Here is a 19,061-nt window from a genome sequence, read left to right as displayed (position 1 = left end):
CGAGACTTCGTGATTATAGGGGAGTAGCCGGCGCGCGTCGATGAACTTTCCGACGAACCCGCGGAGTCGAATTTGCGCTCGCAGCAGTCGTTTGCAGCACACCAGGCCGCCACGCGGTGCCGAAATAGTGCAGCAACAGCGGCAGCACCGCACACAGCGTGGCTCCCACTCCGCAGGCAATCAGGGCAAACTCGCGGCGAGTCAGCTTTTTCAGGACGCTTTCGGAGTCGCTGGAAGCAATAGTGCGAATCAGGTCGGTGCTCAGGTGTTTTTCGTTGCCGTCGTGGTAGACACCACCCAGTCGCAGGGCAATCTGCCGCAAGGTGGACGCATCTTGCCTGCTTTGACTTCCTGCGATGAACTTCCCGCTCACCGGGTCACCCACTCCGACGACGATCACGTGCTCCACCGAGGCGGGCATCTCCGGCATGCCGGTGGATGGCACGCTGTCGCCATCGCTCAGCAGCATTAGCGTCGTCGACTTGGGTTCGAAGTTCTTGACGATTTCGGCCGCTTCGCCGAGACCCGAAAACAAATCGGTTTTTCCGATGTTGAACGCAAAGTGCAGCGGCAGGTCTTCCAGGATGTTGCTGATCACTTCACGATCCTTGGTGTCGATCACCACTGGTTTCGCGCCGTTGTAAACCGCCACGACCGACGTTCGATAGTTGGGAAGTTGCACCCGCTCGAAGAACGACTTCATCAGCGAGTCGACCCGCTGCCGGCGGCTTTGCTTGCCATCGGGGCCAGCATCGACCAACAGCATGCTCGGAGAGACGTCGAGCACTAGCACCAAGTGCTTCAGTTCGCCATCGGCGATGGTGTGCGTAGTGTGTGTCTTGGGCTCGATGGTCATCAGCGTGGTGAGTCCCCACACCACCGCAGCCACCGACATTGCGGCGAGCAGCGGTACCCACCGCGCCCATAAGCGAGGAGTCGTGTAAGGACCGAACGCCAACCGCGCAATCCGCCGCGTGCGTTGCCAATGCAACGCCTCGGCCGCCAGGGCGACCATCAGGGCGATCAGTGCTGCAAGCTCAGCTACCATGGCGTATAGCGTAGTCCCAAAGAACAAACGAGGCTCAATCCAACTAACGACAGGCCAACAATCGCAAACGGCTGGTAGTAGTCCACTGCGTCGGCGGCAGTGCGTTCCATTTCGGCCTGCTGCATTCCATCGATACTGGCGAAGATGGACTTCAGTCCTTCCACATCGCCGGCCGCAAACGCTTCGCCGCCGGTTAGCGATGTAATGTTGATGATGGCGTCCGGCACCTCGCCGGTAGATATGTGTATTGCGTAGACGATGATGTTATCGCCCTTGAGTTTGTTGGCAACTTCGATGTCCCTTCCCCCGCCCAGGTCGGCGCTCATACCATCGGAGACCAGCAGGATCATCCGATCGCCGCTCTCGGTATCTATCAAGCGTTTCCGACAGGCGAGCAGCGCCCGTCCGATCTCGGTGCCACCGAATGACTGGCTGGGAAGCCGCCCAGGACGCATGAACGGGGGAGACTGGCGGATTGCCGAGGCGTCGGTGGTGATCGGCACCCAGTGCATGACCGAGTTGCCGAAGAACGTGAGTCCGAACGCATCGCCCTGACGCGCTTCGAGGAATTCGTCGATTGCTTGCATGGAAGCGTCGTAGCGATCTCCTTCTCCCATGGTGGCCGTCATGCTGCCAGAGACATCGACGCAAAACTCGATGTTCGTCAGTTTGCGTTTTACCTCGGGCTCTTTCAGTCGTGTCGGCCCGGAAAGGATCAGGATCACCACGGCCAGAACCAACGCCGGTAGCGAGGCGGCCGAGTTCAACAGCAGTCGCAGCCAAAAACCGGTGCCTTCCTGGCCATGGTCGAACGGCATCACCACATTGCGGCCACGGCGGCGCCACTGCCACACCAGAATAATGACTGGAATCACCAGCAACAGCACAATCAGCGGCCAGTAGAGGCGGAAACTCATGCGCCAACGGCCTCCTGCGAGCCAATTTCCTCGGTCATCGCGTCGGCCGGCATATTGCGATACGGGGCGAGCAGACTGGCTACGTCCACGTCGCCGTTGGATTCCGGTTGGTGCAGCCAGGCCTCGAGTTGCCGGACGAGTTGCCCACCCTCGGGGTGGTCGAGCACTCTGCGCATTGCTTCGGCGGCGGTCAGGTCGTTAAGGCCCAAGCGGTCACGCCAAAACGCGAACAGCCCACGTTCCAGTTGGGCCAGTTCGGGTTCCGAGAGTCTGCCGGCTACCGCGGCCTCGATGGCTGGTCGCAGTCGGTCGGCCAGCGTCTTGGGCTGGGCCTGTTCCGCCGCTTGGGCGTCGACAGGCTTCTTGCGCCCTACGAACAGGATGGCATAACCGGCCGCCAGCCACAGGATCGCGCCCAGCACCACCCACAACCAATACCATCCCAAGTGTGGTAGCCCGGCCGGCTCGAGTGCGTTGGGCTCAACCTGCCCTGGCGGCAGGATTGGTTTGACTGTGACGAGAAAGTCGGGCAGCTCCGCCGGCTCGGCTCCGCCGATCGGCTGCAGATAGTCGGTCAGGTTGTATTCGCCCGGCTCCAGGGCATAGTACTCGAACGTGTAGCGGTGCGAACTGCCGTGCGGGAACAACTCAACAATTCGCAGCACAAACGGCGCGTCGCGATCTTCCAGCGGTTTGACTTCGAGTTCGGGGCCGGGCAGCACTTGCTCTTCGATCGTCGCCGGCATGCCGACCGACGTTGCGGGCGTCGGCTCCTCTTCGGCCGCGTACGAAGGCAGCGCTGCGAGCATCACCAACATCAACGGGTAACAGAGTTTGTTCATCGTGCACCCCTTCCCAGCAGGTCGCGTGCGCGGAAAAAATTCCGCAGATGATGCACGAACGGGCGATCGGTGGGCAGCACCAGGTGATCGATGCCGCTGCGTTTGAGTTGCTCGGCTGCGTCGTTGTGCGAAACCCAGTGGCGGCCTGAGCGAGTGGCGAACTGCTTGCCGGTCTCCGCTTCGCCTGCACGCACGAACCCGGCGCGGCGGACACCGCGCTCTGCGGGGTCTTGTAGCTGTAAGACGGCGACATCGTGTTTCTCGGAAAGTTGCTTTAGCGCCGGCACCGCCCATGGGTCGTGCAGGTCGCTCAGGACGATCACGAGCGACGTTCCGGAGAGTCTGGGAACCAACTGCGCGATGCGGAGTCCCAACGTGGTGGGTTCGTCATAGCGATAGTGCCGCAGGTGGTGGAACCACTGCATGACTTGTGTCTTCGATAGACTTGGTTCGATGCGAAGCTTGCGACCGCCGACACCCACCACGCCCACGGGGCTCGCCCGATCGAGGCAGGCGAAGGCGATTCCGCCGGCGATGTGAACGGCCATCCAATACTTGCTCGGCGAGTGGCTGCTGACGGTCATCGAGGCCGACGTGTCGACCATCAAGTAGCACGGCAGCCGCTTCGGCGCTTCGTACTCCTTGACGAACACCTTTCCCGCCCGGGCGGTGACGCGCCAGTCGATGCTGCGAATCGGATCGCCATACTGATAAGGCCGACTTTGGGCGTATTCGAGCCCGGAACCCAGAAACGGCGAGCGGTCGTTGCCGTAGCTTAGGCTCGTGGCCAGTCGCTTCACTGCAATCACGAACTGCCGTGAATCCAGTGGTTCGATATCTATCAGCGTGGATTCCAAGTGCGGTTCCTTGCCGTGGAATGATTCGTTAGTAGTCGGAGCCGAATGAAGTGCTAAGCGGAGACTTCGCTGAGGATCTCTTCCAACGCGGTAGAAGCGGTACGGCCTTCGGCCAGTGCTTCGTAGTTGGGTCGGATGCGGTGCAGGATGACATCCTCAGCCAGGTTGTATAGATCTTCGGGCGTTACGTAGGTGCGACCGTGTATGAGCGCCCTGGCTCTGGCGGCCTTGACCATTGCGATGCCGGCGCGGGGGCTGCAGCCGAGTTCCAGATCGGGATGGTGCCGCGTGCGATCGACGATTTCGATCACATGCTCGAGGAACGTGCCGCTCACGTGAACCGCGTGCACCGCGTGCATGGCGTCGACCAGCATGTTGGCGTCGCCGACCGGCTCGTCGCCAATGGCGTCGAACTCGCTCCGCGCCACGGCTCCGTCGCCTTCGCGGCGAATGCCGAGCGCCATGTTGCGGCGCAGGATCTCACGCTCGTGTTCCGGATCGGGATAACTCAGTCGATGCAGCAGCATGAAGCGGTCGAGCTGCGCTTCAGGCAGTTCGAACGTTCCAGATTGCTCCACCGGGTTCTGTGTGGCGATTACCAGGAACGGAGTAGGCAGCGGATAGGCGGTGTTGCCGATCGTTACCTTGCGTTCCTGCATGGCCTCGAGCATCGCGCTTTGCACCTTGGGGGCGGCGCGGTTGATTTCATCGGCCAACAGCAGGTTGGTGAAGATCGGCCCTTGGTGCGTGCGGAAGGTGCCGGTCTGTTGATCGAGGATCTCCGAGCCCAGGATGTCGGAAGGTAACAGGTCGATGGTGAACTGAATGCGGCTGAACTGCAGATGAATGGCCTTCGAGAGCGTCGATGCCAGCAGTGTCTTGGCAATACCGGGCACGCCTTGCAGCAGGATGTGACCGCTGGTGAACAAGGCGATCAGTAATCGCTCGACCACCACGTCTTGCCCAACCACCACTTGGCCCACTCGCTTGCGAATCGCGTCGATGAATGCGATGGTGTCGTCCAAGGATTCTGTCTGCGTTTCGCAGGCAACCGTCGACATGCACTGCCTCTTTCTGGTTTTTCAAAAACGGAACTTCAACGTCCTCTGGCCCTGCCGGCGGGCAGAATTTTCATGCCCCGGTAGACGCCGCTACAATTCGATTCTAAACGATGCGGTGGCCCGTCACAACGAATTCCAGAGGTGCCCCCGGGCCAACGACCGCGGTTCATACGCCGAGTGAGGTCCTCGGGTTCGACGTGATGATGCAATCTACTCTGCTTTCCGAGAAGCTTCGAAGATTATTGCACTCGTTGGGAACTAAGGTTCCCCTTGGAGCGTCCAACGGTCCTCTGGAGATTTGCGCAGTAGTCATTCGCCATGGCGCAAAGACTCACTCCCCGAAATTCGCGGCTACTGGCGGCAATGGTAGCAAGCAGCGGCCAAGACGAAGAGCATCCAGGTAGCTGGTGCGGGCACCGAATCGTTGCTTGTCGAGGCGGCTTGGGCAAGGCTCGCCTCGAACTGACTCTTCCACACCTGGAAGTCCGATGCGGTGACTCCGGGGACTGCGTCGCCTGCGTTGTTGATAGCGGAGTCGAAGTGGATGTTGTCGACGATGGCCCACTCGAGTTCTTCGGCCACCAGGACGGGGATGATCCGCGTGCTGAACGCGGTTTCGGTCGGGAAGATGCCCGTCGAGTAAGGAACATTCGGCCCGAAGGTTTGCTTGTGCGCCAGTTTATGCAGCTTGATCTGCATGCGAATGTCGCGTTCGTCCAGCAGCGGCATCGGAAGCCGATGTTGATCGGTTCCTGGGCCAGCAGCGCACTCGGCGTGATCAGCAAGAGCAACTGCAGGCGGAACAGGTGGGCTTTCATGGTCGATCAATCAGAGGAGTAGTCGATCGCCTGGCCCGCTTCGTCGTCGGCGAACAGACGAACCGCACCAGGGCGGATCGTGAGCGGCAGTTGATGGCCGAGACCAACAGCGCGATTGATGGGAATGCGGGCGACCAGCGACTCGCCAGCGAGCGAAAAGTGAACCAAGGCCTCGTGCCCAAGATTCTCCACCAGTTCGGGCGTGATGGTTGCCAGGACGGGTTCGTCGCTGCTAGCTGGGAGCAAGTCTTCGGGACGAACGCCAAGCACCAGTGGGCCATCGGGCTGACCATTCAGCTTCCAGGTCGCCTGTTGGTCGGCGGAGTGGAACTGCCCGCTGGCGAGGTTGCCTTGCAAGAGGTTCATGGGCGGGCTGCCGATGAACGTGGCTACGAATTGATTCGCTGGATGCTGGTACACTTCGAGTGGGGCGCCGATTTGCTGCACGACGCCATCCTTCATCAACACCAGCCGGTCGCCTAGGGTCATGGCCTCGACCTGGTCGTGCGTCACGTAAATCATGGTGGCCTTGAGTCGCTCGTGCAGTCCAGCCAACTCGGTACGCATCTGCCCACGAAGCTTGGCGTCGAGGTTCGAGAGCGGTTCATCGAACAGAAACACCGCCGGATCGCGGACGATGGCTCGGCCCACGGCGACGCGTTGCCGCTGGCCGCCGGAAAGTTCTCGGGGGCGGCGTTCGAGCATTTGTTCGATGCCGAGCAACTTGGCGGCTTCGATCACACGGCGCTCGATCTCGTCCTTGGCTGTGCCCCGCATTTTGAGGCCGAACGCCATGTTCTGTCGCACGGTCATGTGCGGATACAGGGCGTAGCTCTGAAACACCATGGCAATGTCGCGATCGCCCGGCTGCACCTGATTGACGCACCGCTCGCCGATATGGATATCGCCCGACGAGACTTCCTCCAGTCCGGCAATCATGCGGAGCGTGGTGCTTTTGCCACAACCACTCGGCCCGACCAGGACAACGAATTCGCCGTCGGCGACGTCGAGATCCACGTCGTGCACCGCGTGGAACCCGCTGGGGTAGATCTTGTTGACGTTTTGGAGGGTAACGCTAGCCACGAGAGTTTTGGTAGGTGAGTAGGTGTTTGGGTATTTAGGTGTTTCTATTCCTTCACGCCGCCAACGGTTAGGCCGCCGACCAGGTAGTTGCTCAACAGGATAAACACAACCACCACCGGTACGCTAACCAAAATGGCGGCCGCGGCATACAGGCCCCATTGGGTCGACATGCTCGCCTGGAAGCTCTTGAGCCCCAGCGGCAGCGTAAACATGTCGGTGTCCTGTAGCACCTGGGCAGCGACGATGTACTCGCTCCAGGCGGTCATGAAGCTGAACAGCGCCGTGATCACCAGCCCCGGCACGGCTAGCGGCAACACCACGCGCGTGAACGCCTGCCAGCGAGAGCAACCATCGATGCGGGCGGCTTCTTCGAGCGACGCGGGGATCGTGTCGTAGAAGCCCTTCATCTGCCACACGCAGAACGGCAGCGCGGTGGAAACATAGAACACCGTGAGCCCCAAGAACGTGTTGATTAGCCCAAGCTTGGCGATCATCAAGTACAGCGGCAACAGCAGCATCGTCGCGGGAAACATCTGCGTGGTGAGGATCGAGATCATAAGCCCTTGCCGACCGACAAATCGAAAGCGACTGAAGGCGTACCCGCCAATCGAAGCCACCGCGACGCCGGTGAGCGTGACCGCGGCTGACACGATCAGCGAGTTTCTCATCCACAGCAGGAATGGTTGCTCGAACAACAGTTCGTAGTACGAATCGAGTGTGGGATTGGACGGCAGCAGTTCGAACTCAGTTGTTCGGAGCCGATCGCCCGGGCGCAGCGAGATGGCCACGACGTCCATCACCGGCCAGAGCGAGATTGCCACGAAGAACAACAGCACCGCGTGGCGCGCGGCGGTCAGCGGCAGCGGTTCGCGTAGTCCGGATTGGGCGGATGGGCTGGCCATTTATGCAACTGCCTCCGCGGCTTTGGTGCGCTGCAGGAATAGCACGCTGAACACGAGCAGCATGAGGAAAATCACCATCGAGAGCGCCGCGCCGTAGCCATACTGGTAGAGGTTGAATACTGCCTTGTAAACGTACGACACCAGGATGTGCGTCTGGTCGGCCGGTTCGCCGCCGTTGGACACCAGCCAGATGACATTCAAGTTGTTGAACGTCCAGACGGTGCCGAGCGTGATGGCCGGTAGCATCACGGGGCGGAGCATCGGCACGGTAATGTGCCAGAACTGTTGCCACCGTGAGGCACGATCGACCTGGGCTGCCTCGTACAGGTCTTTGGGTATGCCCTGCAGGCCGCCCAAGGCGACCACCATCATGAATGGAAAGCCCAGCCACACGTTGGTGATGATGCAAGCGGCGAACGCCGCGTGGGCGTCGGAAAGCCAGTTAACCGGCGGAATGTACGCCAACCGCAACACGTGGTTTACCGCGCCGAACTCAGGATCGAACATGCCGCGCCAAGTGAGGGCTGTGATGTAGGCCGGTACCGCCCAGGGGATGATTAGCGCCACGCGGTACAAGGCTTTGCCGCGCACGGGTCCGTTGAGTACCACGGCCAGGAATACCCCAATTACCACGTGGCATACGACGTTCACGACGGTCCACACCAGCGTCTTGAAGAATACCCCCCAGAATTTGGCTGCTTGCTCGCCGCCCAATAGCGACGTGTAGTTGTGAAGGCCGACGATTTGCCAGTCGCGAAACTTCGACAGCGACATGTTGCTGAACGACAGAACCACGTTGTATGCCAGCGGGAACAACACGGTGAGAAAGATCAGCCCCACTGACGGCAGCACGAGCAGGTAAGCTAAGCGGTTGTGCTTGAAGTCGCCCACCAACGCCACGAGACCTCTCCACTGCCAGACAGCCAGACCAATCAGGATCGCCACGCCTGCGATCGACACAAGCGGTGCCGTGGCGTCGGGCTCGACCCGCTGAGTGAGCGTGGCGATGTTTGCTACCGAGTCGCGCTGCATCTTCCGCGCTGCGTCCGCCGCATCGATGTTGCCGGCCATCAGCTCTTGGTACGCCGGCCGCATTCCGTCCCAAACCGCCCTGATGGCGGTGGTGGTGGGCATGGGTCGGCCATTTTCCACCTGCTGGAGCGAGGCAACTAGTGTCGGGTCGTCGCGCACCTCCGGCGAGTCGCGGAGGGCGAGTCTCGAGGGCAAAATCTTCTGTTCGGTAAGGAATCGCTCTTGGGTTTGCTCACTGGTGAGAAACTTCACCAGCTGTTTGGCGAGTTGCAAACGCTCGTCACGTGCAGCGACGCTGATGCTGTAGCCTTTCGGTGCGACCATCGGGGCCATTGGCTTGCCGGTGCTACTGACGATGGGAAGCGGGGCCACGGCCGCATCGATGCCTTCGGTTTCCAGGTAGCCGTTCCAGCTCCAGTCGCCATTGATGATCATGGCCGCCTTGCCCGCCTTGAACAGTTCGTCCGCGGCGTTGTAATCGGCCGACTTGGGTAGCACTTTGTACTTGGATCGCAGCGAAGAAACGAAGTCGAGTCCCGCGACCACCTCTGGAGTGTCGAGCGCGGGTACGGGCGTGGCCGTGGGGTCGGAGTTTTCCTCGAATACCCAACCGCCGTAGCCCGTGATAAATGGCACCACGAAGAAGGGCTCGGTGTAGTTCCACACCAGCCCGTAGCGATCGGGGCGTCCGTCGCCGTTTTCGTCCACCGTGTTGGCCACGGCCGCAGCCACGAGCTCGTCAGTGGTGCGCGGGGGGGTGGGGACCTGGTTGCGGTTGTAGACCAACGCCAGGTGATTGCCGAAGCGATCGCCAATCATCACGAGTTGCTCGCCGGAGCCATCAGCAGCTGGTAGTCGCACCAGGGCTTGGGGATCGAACTCGTCGAGCTGGTCATCGGAGTAAGTATCCGATAGGTCCTGCAGCGCACCGATCGCCTGATACACGCCCAACGGATCGCTGGGCCCATACACGATGTCGGGTCCCTCGCCTACCAACACGGCCGACTCAAGTCCGCTGCGCAGTTCTTCGGTTTCTTTGTAGACCGCACGGACTTCGACATCGTGCTCGAGTTCGAATTCCTCGATCTGTGAGTCGAGCACCGCGCGGTCTTCGGGGCGCATTTGATGCCACAGGGTGACGACCGACTTGTCCGAACGTCCGCACCCCCAGCAGCCCAGCACGGCCAGCAGTAGCAACAACCCGCGGGCGGTCATGGCGTCCTCACTGCAAATCGCGGCGATGCAGTACCACCACCGCTTCGAGTGCCGGCATTTCCACCTTGAGCACACCATCTTCGTGGCGGACCTTCACTTTGTCGGGCTCGCCCGAGGCGGTGAACGTCTCGAACACCTGCCCGACGCCCAACTTGTGCTCGAACTGGTAGGGTTCCGAGCCACGGTTGAAGAAGACGTACACGTCGCGCCGATCGCCACTTCGCTTGAACACCAAAGCTTGCGCCTGGTCGTCGGTCTCAACGACCTCGAACGAGCCAGTCTTCAGCTCCTCGAGCTGGTGACGCAGCCACATGGTCGATTGGTAGAACTTCCACAGTTGCTCGTCGAGTTCCACTGGGTCCGGCGTGCGCTCACGGCCGAGCGGATCGGCCGCCTGCGGATCGTAGGGCGCTAGGTCTTGCCAGTACATTGGCATGCGGTCGTCGGGATCGTCGCCGCCCCACATGCCGCATTCGGTGCCGTAGTAGAACATCGGCGCGCCGGGATAAGTGATCTGCATCAAGGCTACCATGCGTTGAATGCGACGCTCTTCGTCGTTGGGCTTGCGTACGTCGTACTGGTCCCAGTGACGCGCCGAGGCGCGTTCGCCGATGTCGTAGTCGAAGCGATCGGGGTTCACGTAGGGCCGTCCGTCTGGGCGGTTGACGATCATCGAAGCGACGCGATCCGTGTCGTGAGAGTCGATCAGCGAGAGCAGACCTTCCTGGGTCGGGCGGTCAAACGACGCACCTCGCTCTGTTACCATCGACGCGAAATCGGACGGCGAGAGGGTGCCGTCGATCAGGTAGCCCTTCACGGGGTAAGCGAAGCCATGGTAGTTCATGGTGGACGAGAATCCACAGTCGGCCAGATACTCGGCTGCGTCCTGCCAGTGCTCGGCCACCGTGTAGGCTTCGGGGTTGATGTCGCGAACCACCTTGTGCCATTCGCGCCAGAAGCCGTTGGGCACTTCGACCGCAACATCAAGACGCCAGCCATCGATGCCGTCTCGCGGGTCGCCATCGCCGTTGGGGTCCATCCATCGACGGGTTGCATCGAAGATGTACTTCTTGGGGCCAGGATGCAGGTTGTCGCGTGCCTGGTTGTCGGCGAATTCCGGCAACGTGTCGACACCCCACCAACCTTTGTAGGAGAACTCGTTCTGCGGCGTAGCCGGGTCGTCGAATGATTGCACGATGTACCAATCGCGGTAAGGCGAGTCGGCCTGGTTTTTGCGTAGGTCGGCAAACGCAAAGAAGTCCCGCCCGGTGTGGTTGAACACCCCATCGACCACGATCCGCATGTCCAAGGCGTGGGCTTCCTCGATCAGCTTGAGCATCAACTTGTCGGCGGCGGTCCAATGCCAGGTGGTGGGATCGGACGTCTCCTGGTTCATGATCTTCAGGTCGCCTTCGGGATCGGGACCGAAGTACGGATCGATGTGGTGGTAGGTGTTGCCGTCGTACTTGTGCAGCGACTTGGCGTAGAACACGGGGTTGAAGTAGATGACTTCGACGCCCAGTTGCTTGAGATACTCCAGCTTGTCGAGTACACCCGCCAGGTCGCCACCGTAACGGCGATCGAACACGCCCTGTTCGTAGAAATCCTCGCCCCGCTCTTTTTCCCATTCGGCCCGCGCGTACCAATCCCCCGTCCAGGGAGAAATTTCCCATTTGTCGGTCACGTTTTCGGGGAATTCAAGCGACTCGCGTGTCGGATCGTTCGACGGGTCGCCGTTACGGAAACGCTCGGGGAACAGTTGATAGAAGACCGCGCCGCGTGCCCAATCGGGCATGGTGGCCGACTTCTCGTTGGAAGGTAACTGTTCCGGCGAAGGAGTGCGGCTGGCAATTTGCGTTTTGTCGTCGGAGGAACCGGGGCTGGGTGAATCATTGCGCGGCTGCCCGTTGCAACCACCAGCCAGCGAGATCATGAGCACCACGAGCAGACCGCATCTCTCAGTCCGCGCCGCAGCTGTCGATTGCTGTCGTGGTTTGCAACTATTTCGCACAATGCCACCCATACCCCAAGGTTCCTCCTAAAAATCCTACGAACGACGACGCAAGCAAGCTGCGCCGATCAGACCACCAAACGCGATCAGCAACACGGACGATGGCTCGGGTACATTCGCTGCACCGATTGCCATGCTGGCGTTGGGGATGGTAACAAATTGATCGCCGCCGATGAAAGCAAGGTCGAATATCGGTGGATTGCCGAATAGAGTTCCGCCGAGGTTCGAAGCATCGCCTTCAAGGTCTCCTGCATTGCCGAACATCTCGATATCGGTTTCTAGTCCGTCGCCAGCGAACTGGTTTGAGGCGAAGTTGTGGCTGCCATTGTTAACGAAAGCCGCGAGCTTGATGTCGCCCGTTGGGTTGCCAAGAGCAGACAGGGGAACACTGAACTCGATGCCAGTGGTCGCCGCTTCGGGATTGTCTTCGCCTTCCACGAGCGCAAAGGATGGTTCCCCTGCGCCCCAGACACCCTGGGTATTGCTATTGTCGATTCCTAACTCGAGACCGATCGTGTTAAGGAAGTTGCGATGGTCGCTTCCGTTGTCGGTTTCATCGCTAGCGACGTCGAGAACGAATTCCAACTCCTCGGCAACGCAGCCATTTCCATCATCGTCGGTGCATCCGCCACTTCCCATGGCGTAGGTGCGGTCGACAAGTTGGCCCTGCGATAGCCCAGGCAACAGGTTGTTTTTCGCCAGTTGTTGCTCGGTTGATTGGAAGTCGAAAGAAGGCACGAAGGAAGCACCAGCGAGGGATGCATCTGTGCCGAAGTTTGCCTTCCAGTGGTCGTAGTCTCCGCCGTCCACGACTCCATCGCCGTTACCGTCGGCCGCTAGCCCATCGCCGGCTGCTCCCAGGCTGTTCCGCCACACAGGGTAGTCGGCGAGGTTGACGGTGCCATCTCGGTTGTAATCCATGGGGTTCCGCAAGACTTGAGGCAATCCGCGCGGTGCATATTGAACACCGAGTGCTTGGCTGTCGCCAGCGGCACCCTGGGTGAGGTCGGCGTAGTGAGCATTAACCGCCCAGAAGGTCAACGTTTCCTCGTCCGGATCGTCGTTGTTAACGTCTTCGGTGCCATTGCTGAAAGTGAAGTAGCGATCGGCCTCGAACCCATCGTCGAACGAGAGTCCGTTCATCGACTGAAGCGCTCCACCAGTAATTGGGTTGTTGGGATTGGTTTGCCCACAGCACCATCCATCGACGCTGGCGGGCAGGTTGGCGCCGTCGAGCTGATTGACTCCGCCTGCAACCGAGTCGATGAAGACTTCAAGCTTGTTGAAGTTCGGTTCGAGGTTGCCCGTAATCATGATGTACAACCGTCCGTTATCCACCCGGCCAAACACCTGGTTGATCTCCGATCCACCGTTGGCAGTAACAACCGGATCGTCACTGTTGTTGTCACCAAAATGAGTGCGTGTATTCTGAGTCGAAAGGGCCGCCCCATAGAACGCCTCATCACCCACAATACTGCCGTCCATCACCGGTTGCGCGTAAGCCTGGCAGGCGGCGAGTGCTGCAAACAAACCCAATAGTCGCGTGTACTTCATCTCATTTTCCTCTCGTCGAGAACTGCGAATATCACAAGCTGTTAATGAAATCGTTGAAACGTTTGCCCCATACCAACGCTGCGCAACCCATCAGCATCACTACCAAACTGCCCGCCTCGGGCACTGCGGCAACGGCGGCTGGCGGAGTGCTAGCGAGGCTTTGACGCATGAAGCCAAACTGGCTTCGCCACAAACTGTAGTCAGCCGAGTCGACTACGCCGTCGAGGTTCGCATCGCCAATGCCGGTTGTGCTACCCCGCGAGTTGCGCCACAGGGTGTAATCGGCGATGTTTACCACGCCGTCGAGATTCATGTCGGCGGCCACGGTGCGAACCATCTGTTCGATGAATGTCTCGACGTCCGCCAGATCGGTGACTCCGTCGACGTTCAAATCGAACGGCCCGGCGCCAGCACCCAAGTTGGCATGTAGCAGGGCCAGGTCGGCGAGATCAGTCGAGCCGCTGTTGTTGAGGTCGGCCTGGCGAAGGAGCACCTGCTCCATTTCGTCGAGCACGATGCTCGGTGCGCTGGCCAAGAGCAACGCGTCCACCAGGGCCAGCAGGTCGCGGTTGTCGACCAAACCGTCGCCGGTCGCGTCGGCCGCGGCGTTGAATTGCGAGTTGCCTGACTCGAGAATCTGCTCGAAGCCACCCGCGCCGATTAAGTCGCTCACTTCCAGTTGGTTGTCGTGATCCATGTCGCCAAACCCGGCGCCGGCCGTGGTGTTGGTGAGCAGGCCCGCAAAACGTTGGACGTTGATGCCGCGGGTGCCATCGTAGGTGGGCTCGAACGTGACCACCGTGGCCACATGGTTACCGGTGGTCACGCCCAGCCCATTACCCAGCGTGTCGGCCGTGAAGCCGAAGATCCAAGAGTCGACGTCGTACTGCCCCGCGTCGTTTTGGCCGCCGAGCGCCATCTGCACAACTTGTGCATCAGTCAGGTTGGCTGGTAGATCTAGAAACACGTGCATGTTGTCGGCCGTCTTGTCGACCGAGCGCACCACCAGATCACGGTTTTGCGTCTCGCCGGGGTTACTGGCGAACGGCTCGAAGCTCACCACTTCGGCCTCTGGAGGTAGCAAGTCGACGTAGATCACTTGGCGGAACTCGGTGAACACTGCGGGTCCACCATCGCCAGCGGTGCTCGGGTCGTTGTCGGTCGTGGTGTTGGGGTTGCGGTGGCGGTAGACGCGGCCCGTCAGGTAATGACGCCCTTCGGACAGTTGGGTCGCGTCGATTGTCTGCTCGTACAGGCCATCGCCCGAGGGGTTGAAAAAACCAGGCGAGTTGGTTTCGGTGAAGTTCTCAAAGGCGTACGCCACGGAGCCCGGCGCGACTTCGTCGACGAAGCCGTTGCCGTTTGCATCCAGGCCGCCATCGATGCGGAATTGGGCGAAGTCTCCGTCCGCGTGACGATCGCGAATGCTGCCGAGCAGATTCACCGCGGTGGTCTCGATGCGAAGCTTGAACGAGGGGTCCTGCACGACGGTGATGTCCGAAAGTCGCGTGGTGCCGTTCAGAGTGTTGTCCGAAGGCCCGCCCGCACCGCCTTCGCCAGGAGTGGGAGTGTGGCCAGGGAGCACATCGGTCAGATCGTTTCCGGCCGTGTTGGTGAGTCGCATTTGTCCCTGCGGGCCGGAGACTCCGTAGATCAAATGGCCGCTGCCATGTTCGGTGCCGTCGGGTGCGCTGTTGCGGGGCACGCGGAGGTCGACCGTTCCGTCGCTCTTGACGACCAGCACTTCCGGGAAGTCGTTAAAGGGGTCGATCGTCGCGTCCGCGGCGTTGCCCGACAACTCGATAAGCGGAGTGCCAGGGGCGAACGCGGTTTGCACGGTTCGCGAGTCGTAACCGCCGTCCAAGCGGTTGCTGAGCACCACCAGTGCTGACTTCTCCCGCTCGTAAACAAGGATCTCTTTCTCATCGCCGCCAGGAGTGCGGTCGATGTAGTTGCCCCGGCCGTGGGTGTTGCGCAGACTTACGAGCGTCGTAACGCGATCGCCAAACATGCCGCCCAAGGCATCGCCACGGCCGCCTTCAGGGAAAGCACGCAGCGGGTCGTCAAACTGATCGGCGTTGAGATACACCAGCGCGTTGCCGGGCCGCATCAGCATGTAAGCGTGGGCCACGTTGTTGAGGTAGGCCGGGCCATCGTCGTGGCTTTGGGAGAACGCTACGCCCTGACTGCCATTATTGGCGAATGCGTCGTCCTCGATGTCGATGCTGGCGTTCTTGATGTTTCGCCAATCGTTGTCAAATCCGTTTCCAGTCAGATTCTCCTTGATAGCGCCAAACAGATTGAAGTCGAGCGCGTCACGATTGCCGCCCACCTGGCCCAAATTGTTGTCGTCGATGTCCTTGCGAATGAAACCTGCTTGAAACGCGTGCGAGTCAAAGCCCACCTCGGTGAACGAGAACACATGGTCGGGGCTGCCGTCGAGCAGTGTCTCTTGCTTGGCGAGGAACGCGCCCTGGTCGAGGTAGTTCATCACCCAGCGGGGGAAGTGCCGACCGGCGTCGAAGCGGAAACCGTCGACGCCAACCTCTTGGATCATCCAGCGAATGTTGCGGATCAACAGGCCGGTGCCGTTCTCGCTGACCGCATCACCCGCCAGGGGAGTCGCGGTATTAAAATCGTACAGTGTGATGTTCTGGCCGATGGCCGGATCGAAGACACTTGTGCCGCCCAGGTCCTGATCGGGATAAAAGCGGGCGTTGTTGGCATCCGGCACGTTGGCGGGTGGGCGGCCGTAGATGCCGGTGGTGCCTGCCGGGATGTTGGCCGGATTGTCTGCTTCGACGGGGTTGCGAATGAACTGGTGATTCTTCTCCTGGGCAATGTCGATGAGGCCCGACAGCCGGAAGTACTCTTCGCCCTCTTCGAACGCGCCATGGAAGTCGCCATCGACATCGCCGGGCAGCGTGAGCACGAAGCCTGGATAGCCGCCTGCTTCGACGAATGTGATGTCATCCGAGGCGTCTTCTGGCGTGCCGTAGTTGTCGAACGTGCTGGAGTCGCTGAATCCGTTGTGGTTGGCGATGTAGTCGGTGTTGACCTTGATGCCGGCGGTGTGTGCTTGAGAAATCAGGTTCTTCAGACCAGTTTCCGTGCCGTAAAGGGTTTCGTTACGTGGCTGGCCCAGATCGAAGCGATCGTACACGTCGTAGCCGACCGACTGATTGCCCGAGTCGGCCCGCGCGGGTGGTGGCAGCCACAACCGCCCGTAGCCGGCGACGAAGATGTCGGCCATGCGATCGTCGACCACATCCCACTTGGCTTCGAACACCTGCAAGAACGCCGGCGCCGAGACGTCCTGGGCGACGACTACCCGCGCAGCACACACCAGCAGCAACAGCGACTGCACCGCAGCGCGCGAGGTGAGACAAAATGGACGATCGAAAGTGAGCATATCAGAGACGTAGTATCGCTAGCGGCGGCGACGCGGTGGTTTCCAGCCCTCGGGTGGCTGCGATGTGAGGTCGAGGTTGATTTCGTTCTTGCCGGGCGTGACCGTGAACTTCAGGCCCGAGGTTTCTTGCGAGCGATACCAAGGGGGCGTGATTGGCTTGCCGGGGGGTGGAGGGCCGCCATCGGCGGTTTGGCTTACCGGTGCCGGCTCGTTGGCCACGACAGCCACCAAGTAGTCGCCAGGCGATAGGCCGGCTTCTCGACCCGTCCGAATTTCATAGGTGCCCGAACTGTCGATACGTGCAAACGCTGTGGGGCCGCCCGCGGTTGGCAGAAACGAAACGGTCCCTTGCGGTACCGCTTCACCATCGAGAGTGACCTTGCCTTGCACGGTCGAATCGAACTTACCGCCGCAACCGGTTGTGGCCACGAGGCCGATGGCCGTGACAGCAAAAGAGAACCGAAGAGTGAAATGCTTCACGATTGCTCCTCCTCTTCGGCGGGACTGTCGCTGGGTGATTCGCCTTCGGTGGCAGGCTCATCGTTTGAATCGCTGGTGGCGTCAGCCTCCGGTTCTTCGCTGGGTACATCGTCGATGTCGGAGGCCGCACCTTCGAGTTTAAACACGAACAGGTTGTCACCCGGATTCACGGTTCGGACCAAGCCCGAAGTCTCACTGGACGCGTACTTAGCGGCGGTGAGTCGCGGCCCTGCTTTCGGAGGACCGGACTCGCCGATTTTCTCACCTGATTCGGCGGTGACTACGATCGTTACCTTGTACTCACCCGGGGTAACGGTTCCCCCATCCACGTCGGAGAGATCACCCTGCCCGGTACGGACCGTAAAGCTGCCATCGGCCAGAATACGTCCCACTGCCAGTGGCCCTGGTTCCGTTGGGTGAAAAGTAACGGTGCCACTGTGGGCAAGCTCTCCGTCGACTACGACGGTTCCCGATACCTTGGCTCCCCGTTTTGTACCGGAACCACAACCAAGCAGACCAAGGCTGACCATACCGACCAGCAGTAGTTTCAAATGTTGTTTGTTCGTAAACATTGCGAGATGTATTAGGGGTTGTTGGTAGCGTCCTCAGTTACTCAGCGAGACAACTTCTTCGCCGTTCTTGGTTGCCAAGCCACGATAAGTTAGCGTTGCGATGTCCTCGGTCACAAAGTGAACGGATCCATCGACCATCACGAACTGGGCTCCGCCAGCGTGGTAGCTGCTGTAACCTCGGGTTTCCTGCCAACGGCTCTTCAACTCATCAATGGGCGCGTCAACAATAAAGACGTTGAGTGGTATGCCACAGGTGGCGAAGTCGCCATCGGCAAAGTAGGCGGCCGAATGCAGGTCCTGCGAAGGTATGTTCTCACCAACCATGAACGTGTTACTGGCGCCGTCGGTGACTTTTCGCAGGGAGCAAGGCCGAAAGTAGGAATTGCGATTGAAGATGCCGTTGTACTCCACGGTATTGTGGCAGTCGGGCGATCCTACAGCGGTGGGGCCGCCATCTCCGTTGCCAAACGGAGAGTTGGTCGCGCCCGGCGTGTTTTGTGCATCGAGTGATATAATGCCGTCGCCAATGCAGCCTTTGTAGGAAGTGGTGGCGACTTCTCGGTCCACCCACCACCACATGTCGGTTGAGGTTCGGGCGAGGGCGTCGGATGGACAACTGAGGATATCGAGTTGCCGATTCATGTAGTTATTACGCACTTCCCTGAGACCCATGCCACGGCCAGCGCCACGCTTCTCGAAGTCGCCCACAAATCCAGGTTTCATTCCGTCGTACATGGCTTGCTGTTCGATGTACGGCAGGATGTCGACGATCCAGCCCTTGCCGCTGTAGCCATCGCCAGCGTTGCCACCACGACTACCACCGCTAGGGCCCAAACGGCGTCCGGTACAATCCCGCTCTTCGTCCCATTGGCCAACACTGATTGGGAACTTGTTGTTCGTGTCATGGTAGTTCAAACACGCCAGGCCGATGTTCTTCAGGTTGTTCGAGCAACTCATGCGGCGGGCGGCTTCGCGGGCCGCTTGCACGGCTGGCAACAGCAGGCCGACCAGGATGCCGATGATGGCGATTACCACCAGTAGTTCGACCAGGGTAAAGGCACGTGAAGTTCGTCGTATAGACATGATTAGTGCTCCGTGTTGAGAGAAACGCTTCGCGCCACGAGCAGTCTTCGAAGCGAGGGACGCCGCCCCGGTTGGGGTAGGCCGCGTCCGTCGATTCGGCGAAAAGTAGCGCCTGTTAACTGGTGCGGCGTGTACCGAAGTCCCGCCCTCTGTCAGGGGGCCAATAGGGCGGGA

Annotated in this window: 15 protein-coding genes; all 15 read right to left on the bottom strand. The window is 60.2% G+C overall.

Annotation, left to right across the window (positions count from 1 at the left end; translation table 11 throughout):
- Nucleotides 1-13 precede the first annotated feature (13 nt).
- The 15 genes from ACQK2L_RS30130 to ACQK2L_RS30060 all read right to left on the bottom strand — a co-directional run bounded on the left by ACQK2L_RS30130 (nt 14) and on the right by ACQK2L_RS30060 (nt 18,887).
- Nucleotides 14-1,048 (bottom strand): vWA domain-containing protein, encoded by a 1,035-nt coding sequence (locus tag ACQK2L_RS30130; protein ID WP_425400765.1) that lies wholly within the window; start codon nt 1,046-1,048, stop codon nt 14-16.
- The gene (locus tag ACQK2L_RS30125) at nt 1,042-1,965 is read right to left on the bottom strand and encodes a vWA domain-containing protein (protein WP_425400764.1); all 924 of its coding nucleotides are present in this window, start codon (nt 1,963-1,965) and stop codon (nt 1,042-1,044) included. The genes ACQK2L_RS30130 and ACQK2L_RS30125 overlap by 7 nt, the downstream gene beginning before the upstream one ends.
- Nucleotides 1,962-2,807, bottom strand: coding sequence for a hypothetical protein (locus ACQK2L_RS30120; protein WP_425400763.1), 846 nt, complete (start codon nt 2,805-2,807; stop codon nt 1,962-1,964). Before ACQK2L_RS30120 ends, ACQK2L_RS30125 begins: the two co-directional genes overlap by 4 nt.
- Nucleotides 2,804-3,664 (bottom strand): DUF58 domain-containing protein, encoded by an 861-nt coding sequence (locus ACQK2L_RS30115; protein WP_425400762.1) that lies wholly within the window; start codon nt 3,662-3,664, stop codon nt 2,804-2,806. The genes ACQK2L_RS30120 and ACQK2L_RS30115 overlap by 4 nt, the downstream gene beginning before the upstream one ends.
- 53 nt (nt 3,665-3,717) lie before the next feature.
- Nucleotides 3,718-4,725, bottom strand: coding sequence for an AAA family ATPase (locus ACQK2L_RS30110; RefSeq protein WP_425400761.1), 1,008 nt, complete (start codon nt 4,723-4,725; stop codon nt 3,718-3,720).
- A gap of 351 nt (nt 4,726-5,076) precedes the next feature.
- Nucleotides 5,077-5,454 (bottom strand): hypothetical protein, encoded by a 378-nt coding sequence (locus ACQK2L_RS30105; RefSeq protein WP_425400760.1) that lies wholly within the window; start codon nt 5,452-5,454, stop codon nt 5,077-5,079.
- Nucleotides 5,455-5,549: 95 nt separating this feature from the next.
- Nucleotides 5,550-6,626 (bottom strand): ABC transporter ATP-binding protein, encoded by a 1,077-nt coding sequence (locus ACQK2L_RS30100; protein WP_425400759.1) that lies wholly within the window; start codon nt 6,624-6,626, stop codon nt 5,550-5,552.
- Between the two features lie 44 nt (nt 6,627-6,670).
- The gene (locus ACQK2L_RS30095) at nt 6,671-7,528 is read right to left on the bottom strand and encodes a sugar ABC transporter permease (RefSeq protein WP_425400758.1); all 858 of its coding nucleotides are present in this window, start codon (nt 7,526-7,528) and stop codon (nt 6,671-6,673) included.
- Nucleotides 7,529-9,775, bottom strand: coding sequence for an extracellular solute-binding protein (locus tag ACQK2L_RS30090; RefSeq protein WP_425400757.1), 2,247 nt, complete (start codon nt 9,773-9,775; stop codon nt 7,529-7,531).
- A 7-nt stretch (nt 9,776-9,782) separates the two neighbouring features.
- Nucleotides 9,783-11,708, bottom strand: a complete 1,926-nt coding sequence (locus tag ACQK2L_RS30085) for a glycoside hydrolase family 13 protein (protein WP_425400756.1) — start codon at nt 11,706-11,708, stop codon at nt 9,783-9,785.
- A 114-nt stretch (nt 11,709-11,822) separates the two neighbouring features.
- On the bottom strand, nt 11,823-13,340 hold the full coding sequence (locus ACQK2L_RS30080) for a PEP-CTERM sorting domain-containing protein (protein WP_425400755.1): 1,518 nt from the start codon (nt 13,338-13,340) through the stop codon (nt 11,823-11,825).
- Between the two features lie 31 nt (nt 13,341-13,371).
- Nucleotides 13,372-16,752 (bottom strand): alpha-amylase family glycosyl hydrolase, encoded by a 3,381-nt coding sequence (locus ACQK2L_RS30075; protein ID WP_425400754.1) that lies wholly within the window; start codon nt 16,750-16,752, stop codon nt 13,372-13,374.
- Nucleotides 16,753-16,770: 18 nt separating this feature from the next.
- A complete protein-coding gene (locus ACQK2L_RS30070) occupies nt 16,771-17,232 on the bottom strand; it encodes a carboxypeptidase-like regulatory domain-containing protein (protein WP_425400753.1) in 462 nt (153 codons plus the stop codon).
- Nucleotides 17,229-17,804 carry a hypothetical protein gene (locus ACQK2L_RS30065; protein WP_425400752.1) on the bottom strand — a complete coding sequence of 192 codons (576 nt, stop codon included), beginning with the start codon at nt 17,802-17,804 and terminating at the stop codon, nt 17,229-17,231. The genes ACQK2L_RS30070 and ACQK2L_RS30065 overlap by 4 nt, the downstream gene beginning before the upstream one ends.
- 33 nt (nt 17,805-17,837) lie before the next feature.
- Entirely contained in the window at nt 17,838-18,887 is a 1,050-nt protein-coding gene (locus ACQK2L_RS30060; protein WP_425400751.1) for a DUF1559 domain-containing protein, read from the bottom strand.
- Nucleotides 18,888-19,061: the final 174 nt, after the last annotated feature.

It is taken from the genome of Aeoliella sp. (assembly GCF_965227375.1).
Taxonomy (GTDB): Bacteria; Planctomycetota; Planctomycetia; order Pirellulales; family Lacipirellulaceae; genus Aeoliella.
The sequence above is the reverse complement of the archived record's forward strand: the minus strand, read 5'-3'. Positions and strand labels throughout refer to the sequence as shown.

What these genes read in the sequence shown, in the direction of transcription:
- ACQK2L_RS30090 (WP_425400757.1), bottom strand. Translation starts at nt 9,775, where the DNA reads ATGACCGCCCGCGGGTTGTTGCTACTGCTGGCCGTGCTGGGCTGCTGG.
- ACQK2L_RS30125 (WP_425400764.1), bottom strand. Translation starts at nt 1,965, where the DNA reads ATGAGTTTCCGCCTCTACTGGCCGCTGATTGTGCTGTTGCTGGTGATT.
- ACQK2L_RS30105 (WP_425400760.1), bottom strand. Translation starts at nt 5,454, where the DNA reads ATGCCGCTGCTGGACGAACGCGACATTCGCATGCAGATCAAGCTGCAT.
- ACQK2L_RS30075 (WP_425400754.1), bottom strand. Translation starts at nt 16,752, where the DNA reads ATGCTCACTTTCGATCGTCCATTTTGTCTCACCTCGCGCGCTGCGGTG.
- ACQK2L_RS30095 (WP_425400758.1), bottom strand. Translation starts at nt 7,528, where the DNA reads ATGGCCAGCCCATCCGCCCAATCCGGACTACGCGAACCGCTGCCGCTG.
- ACQK2L_RS30120 (WP_425400763.1), bottom strand. Translation starts at nt 2,807, where the DNA reads ATGAACAAACTCTGTTACCCGTTGATGTTGGTGATGCTCGCAGCGCTG.
- ACQK2L_RS30060 (WP_425400751.1), bottom strand. Translation starts at nt 18,887, where the DNA reads ATGTCTATACGACGAACTTCACGTGCCTTTACCCTGGTCGAACTACTG.
- ACQK2L_RS30080 (WP_425400755.1), bottom strand. Translation starts at nt 13,340, where the DNA reads ATGAAGTACACGCGACTATTGGGTTTGTTTGCAGCACTCGCCGCCTGC.
- ACQK2L_RS30110 (WP_425400761.1), bottom strand. Translation starts at nt 4,725, where the DNA reads ATGTCGACGGTTGCCTGCGAAACGCAGACAGAATCCTTGGACGACACC.
- ACQK2L_RS30065 (WP_425400752.1), bottom strand. Translation starts at nt 17,804, where the DNA reads ATGTTTACGAACAAACAACATTTGAAACTACTGCTGGTCGGTATGGTC.
- ACQK2L_RS30130 (WP_425400765.1), bottom strand. Translation starts at nt 1,048, where the DNA reads ATGGTAGCTGAGCTTGCAGCACTGATCGCCCTGATGGTCGCCCTGGCG.
- ACQK2L_RS30085 (WP_425400756.1), bottom strand. Translation starts at nt 11,708, where the DNA reads ATGATCTCGCTGGCTGGTGGTTGCAACGGGCAGCCGCGCAATGATTCA.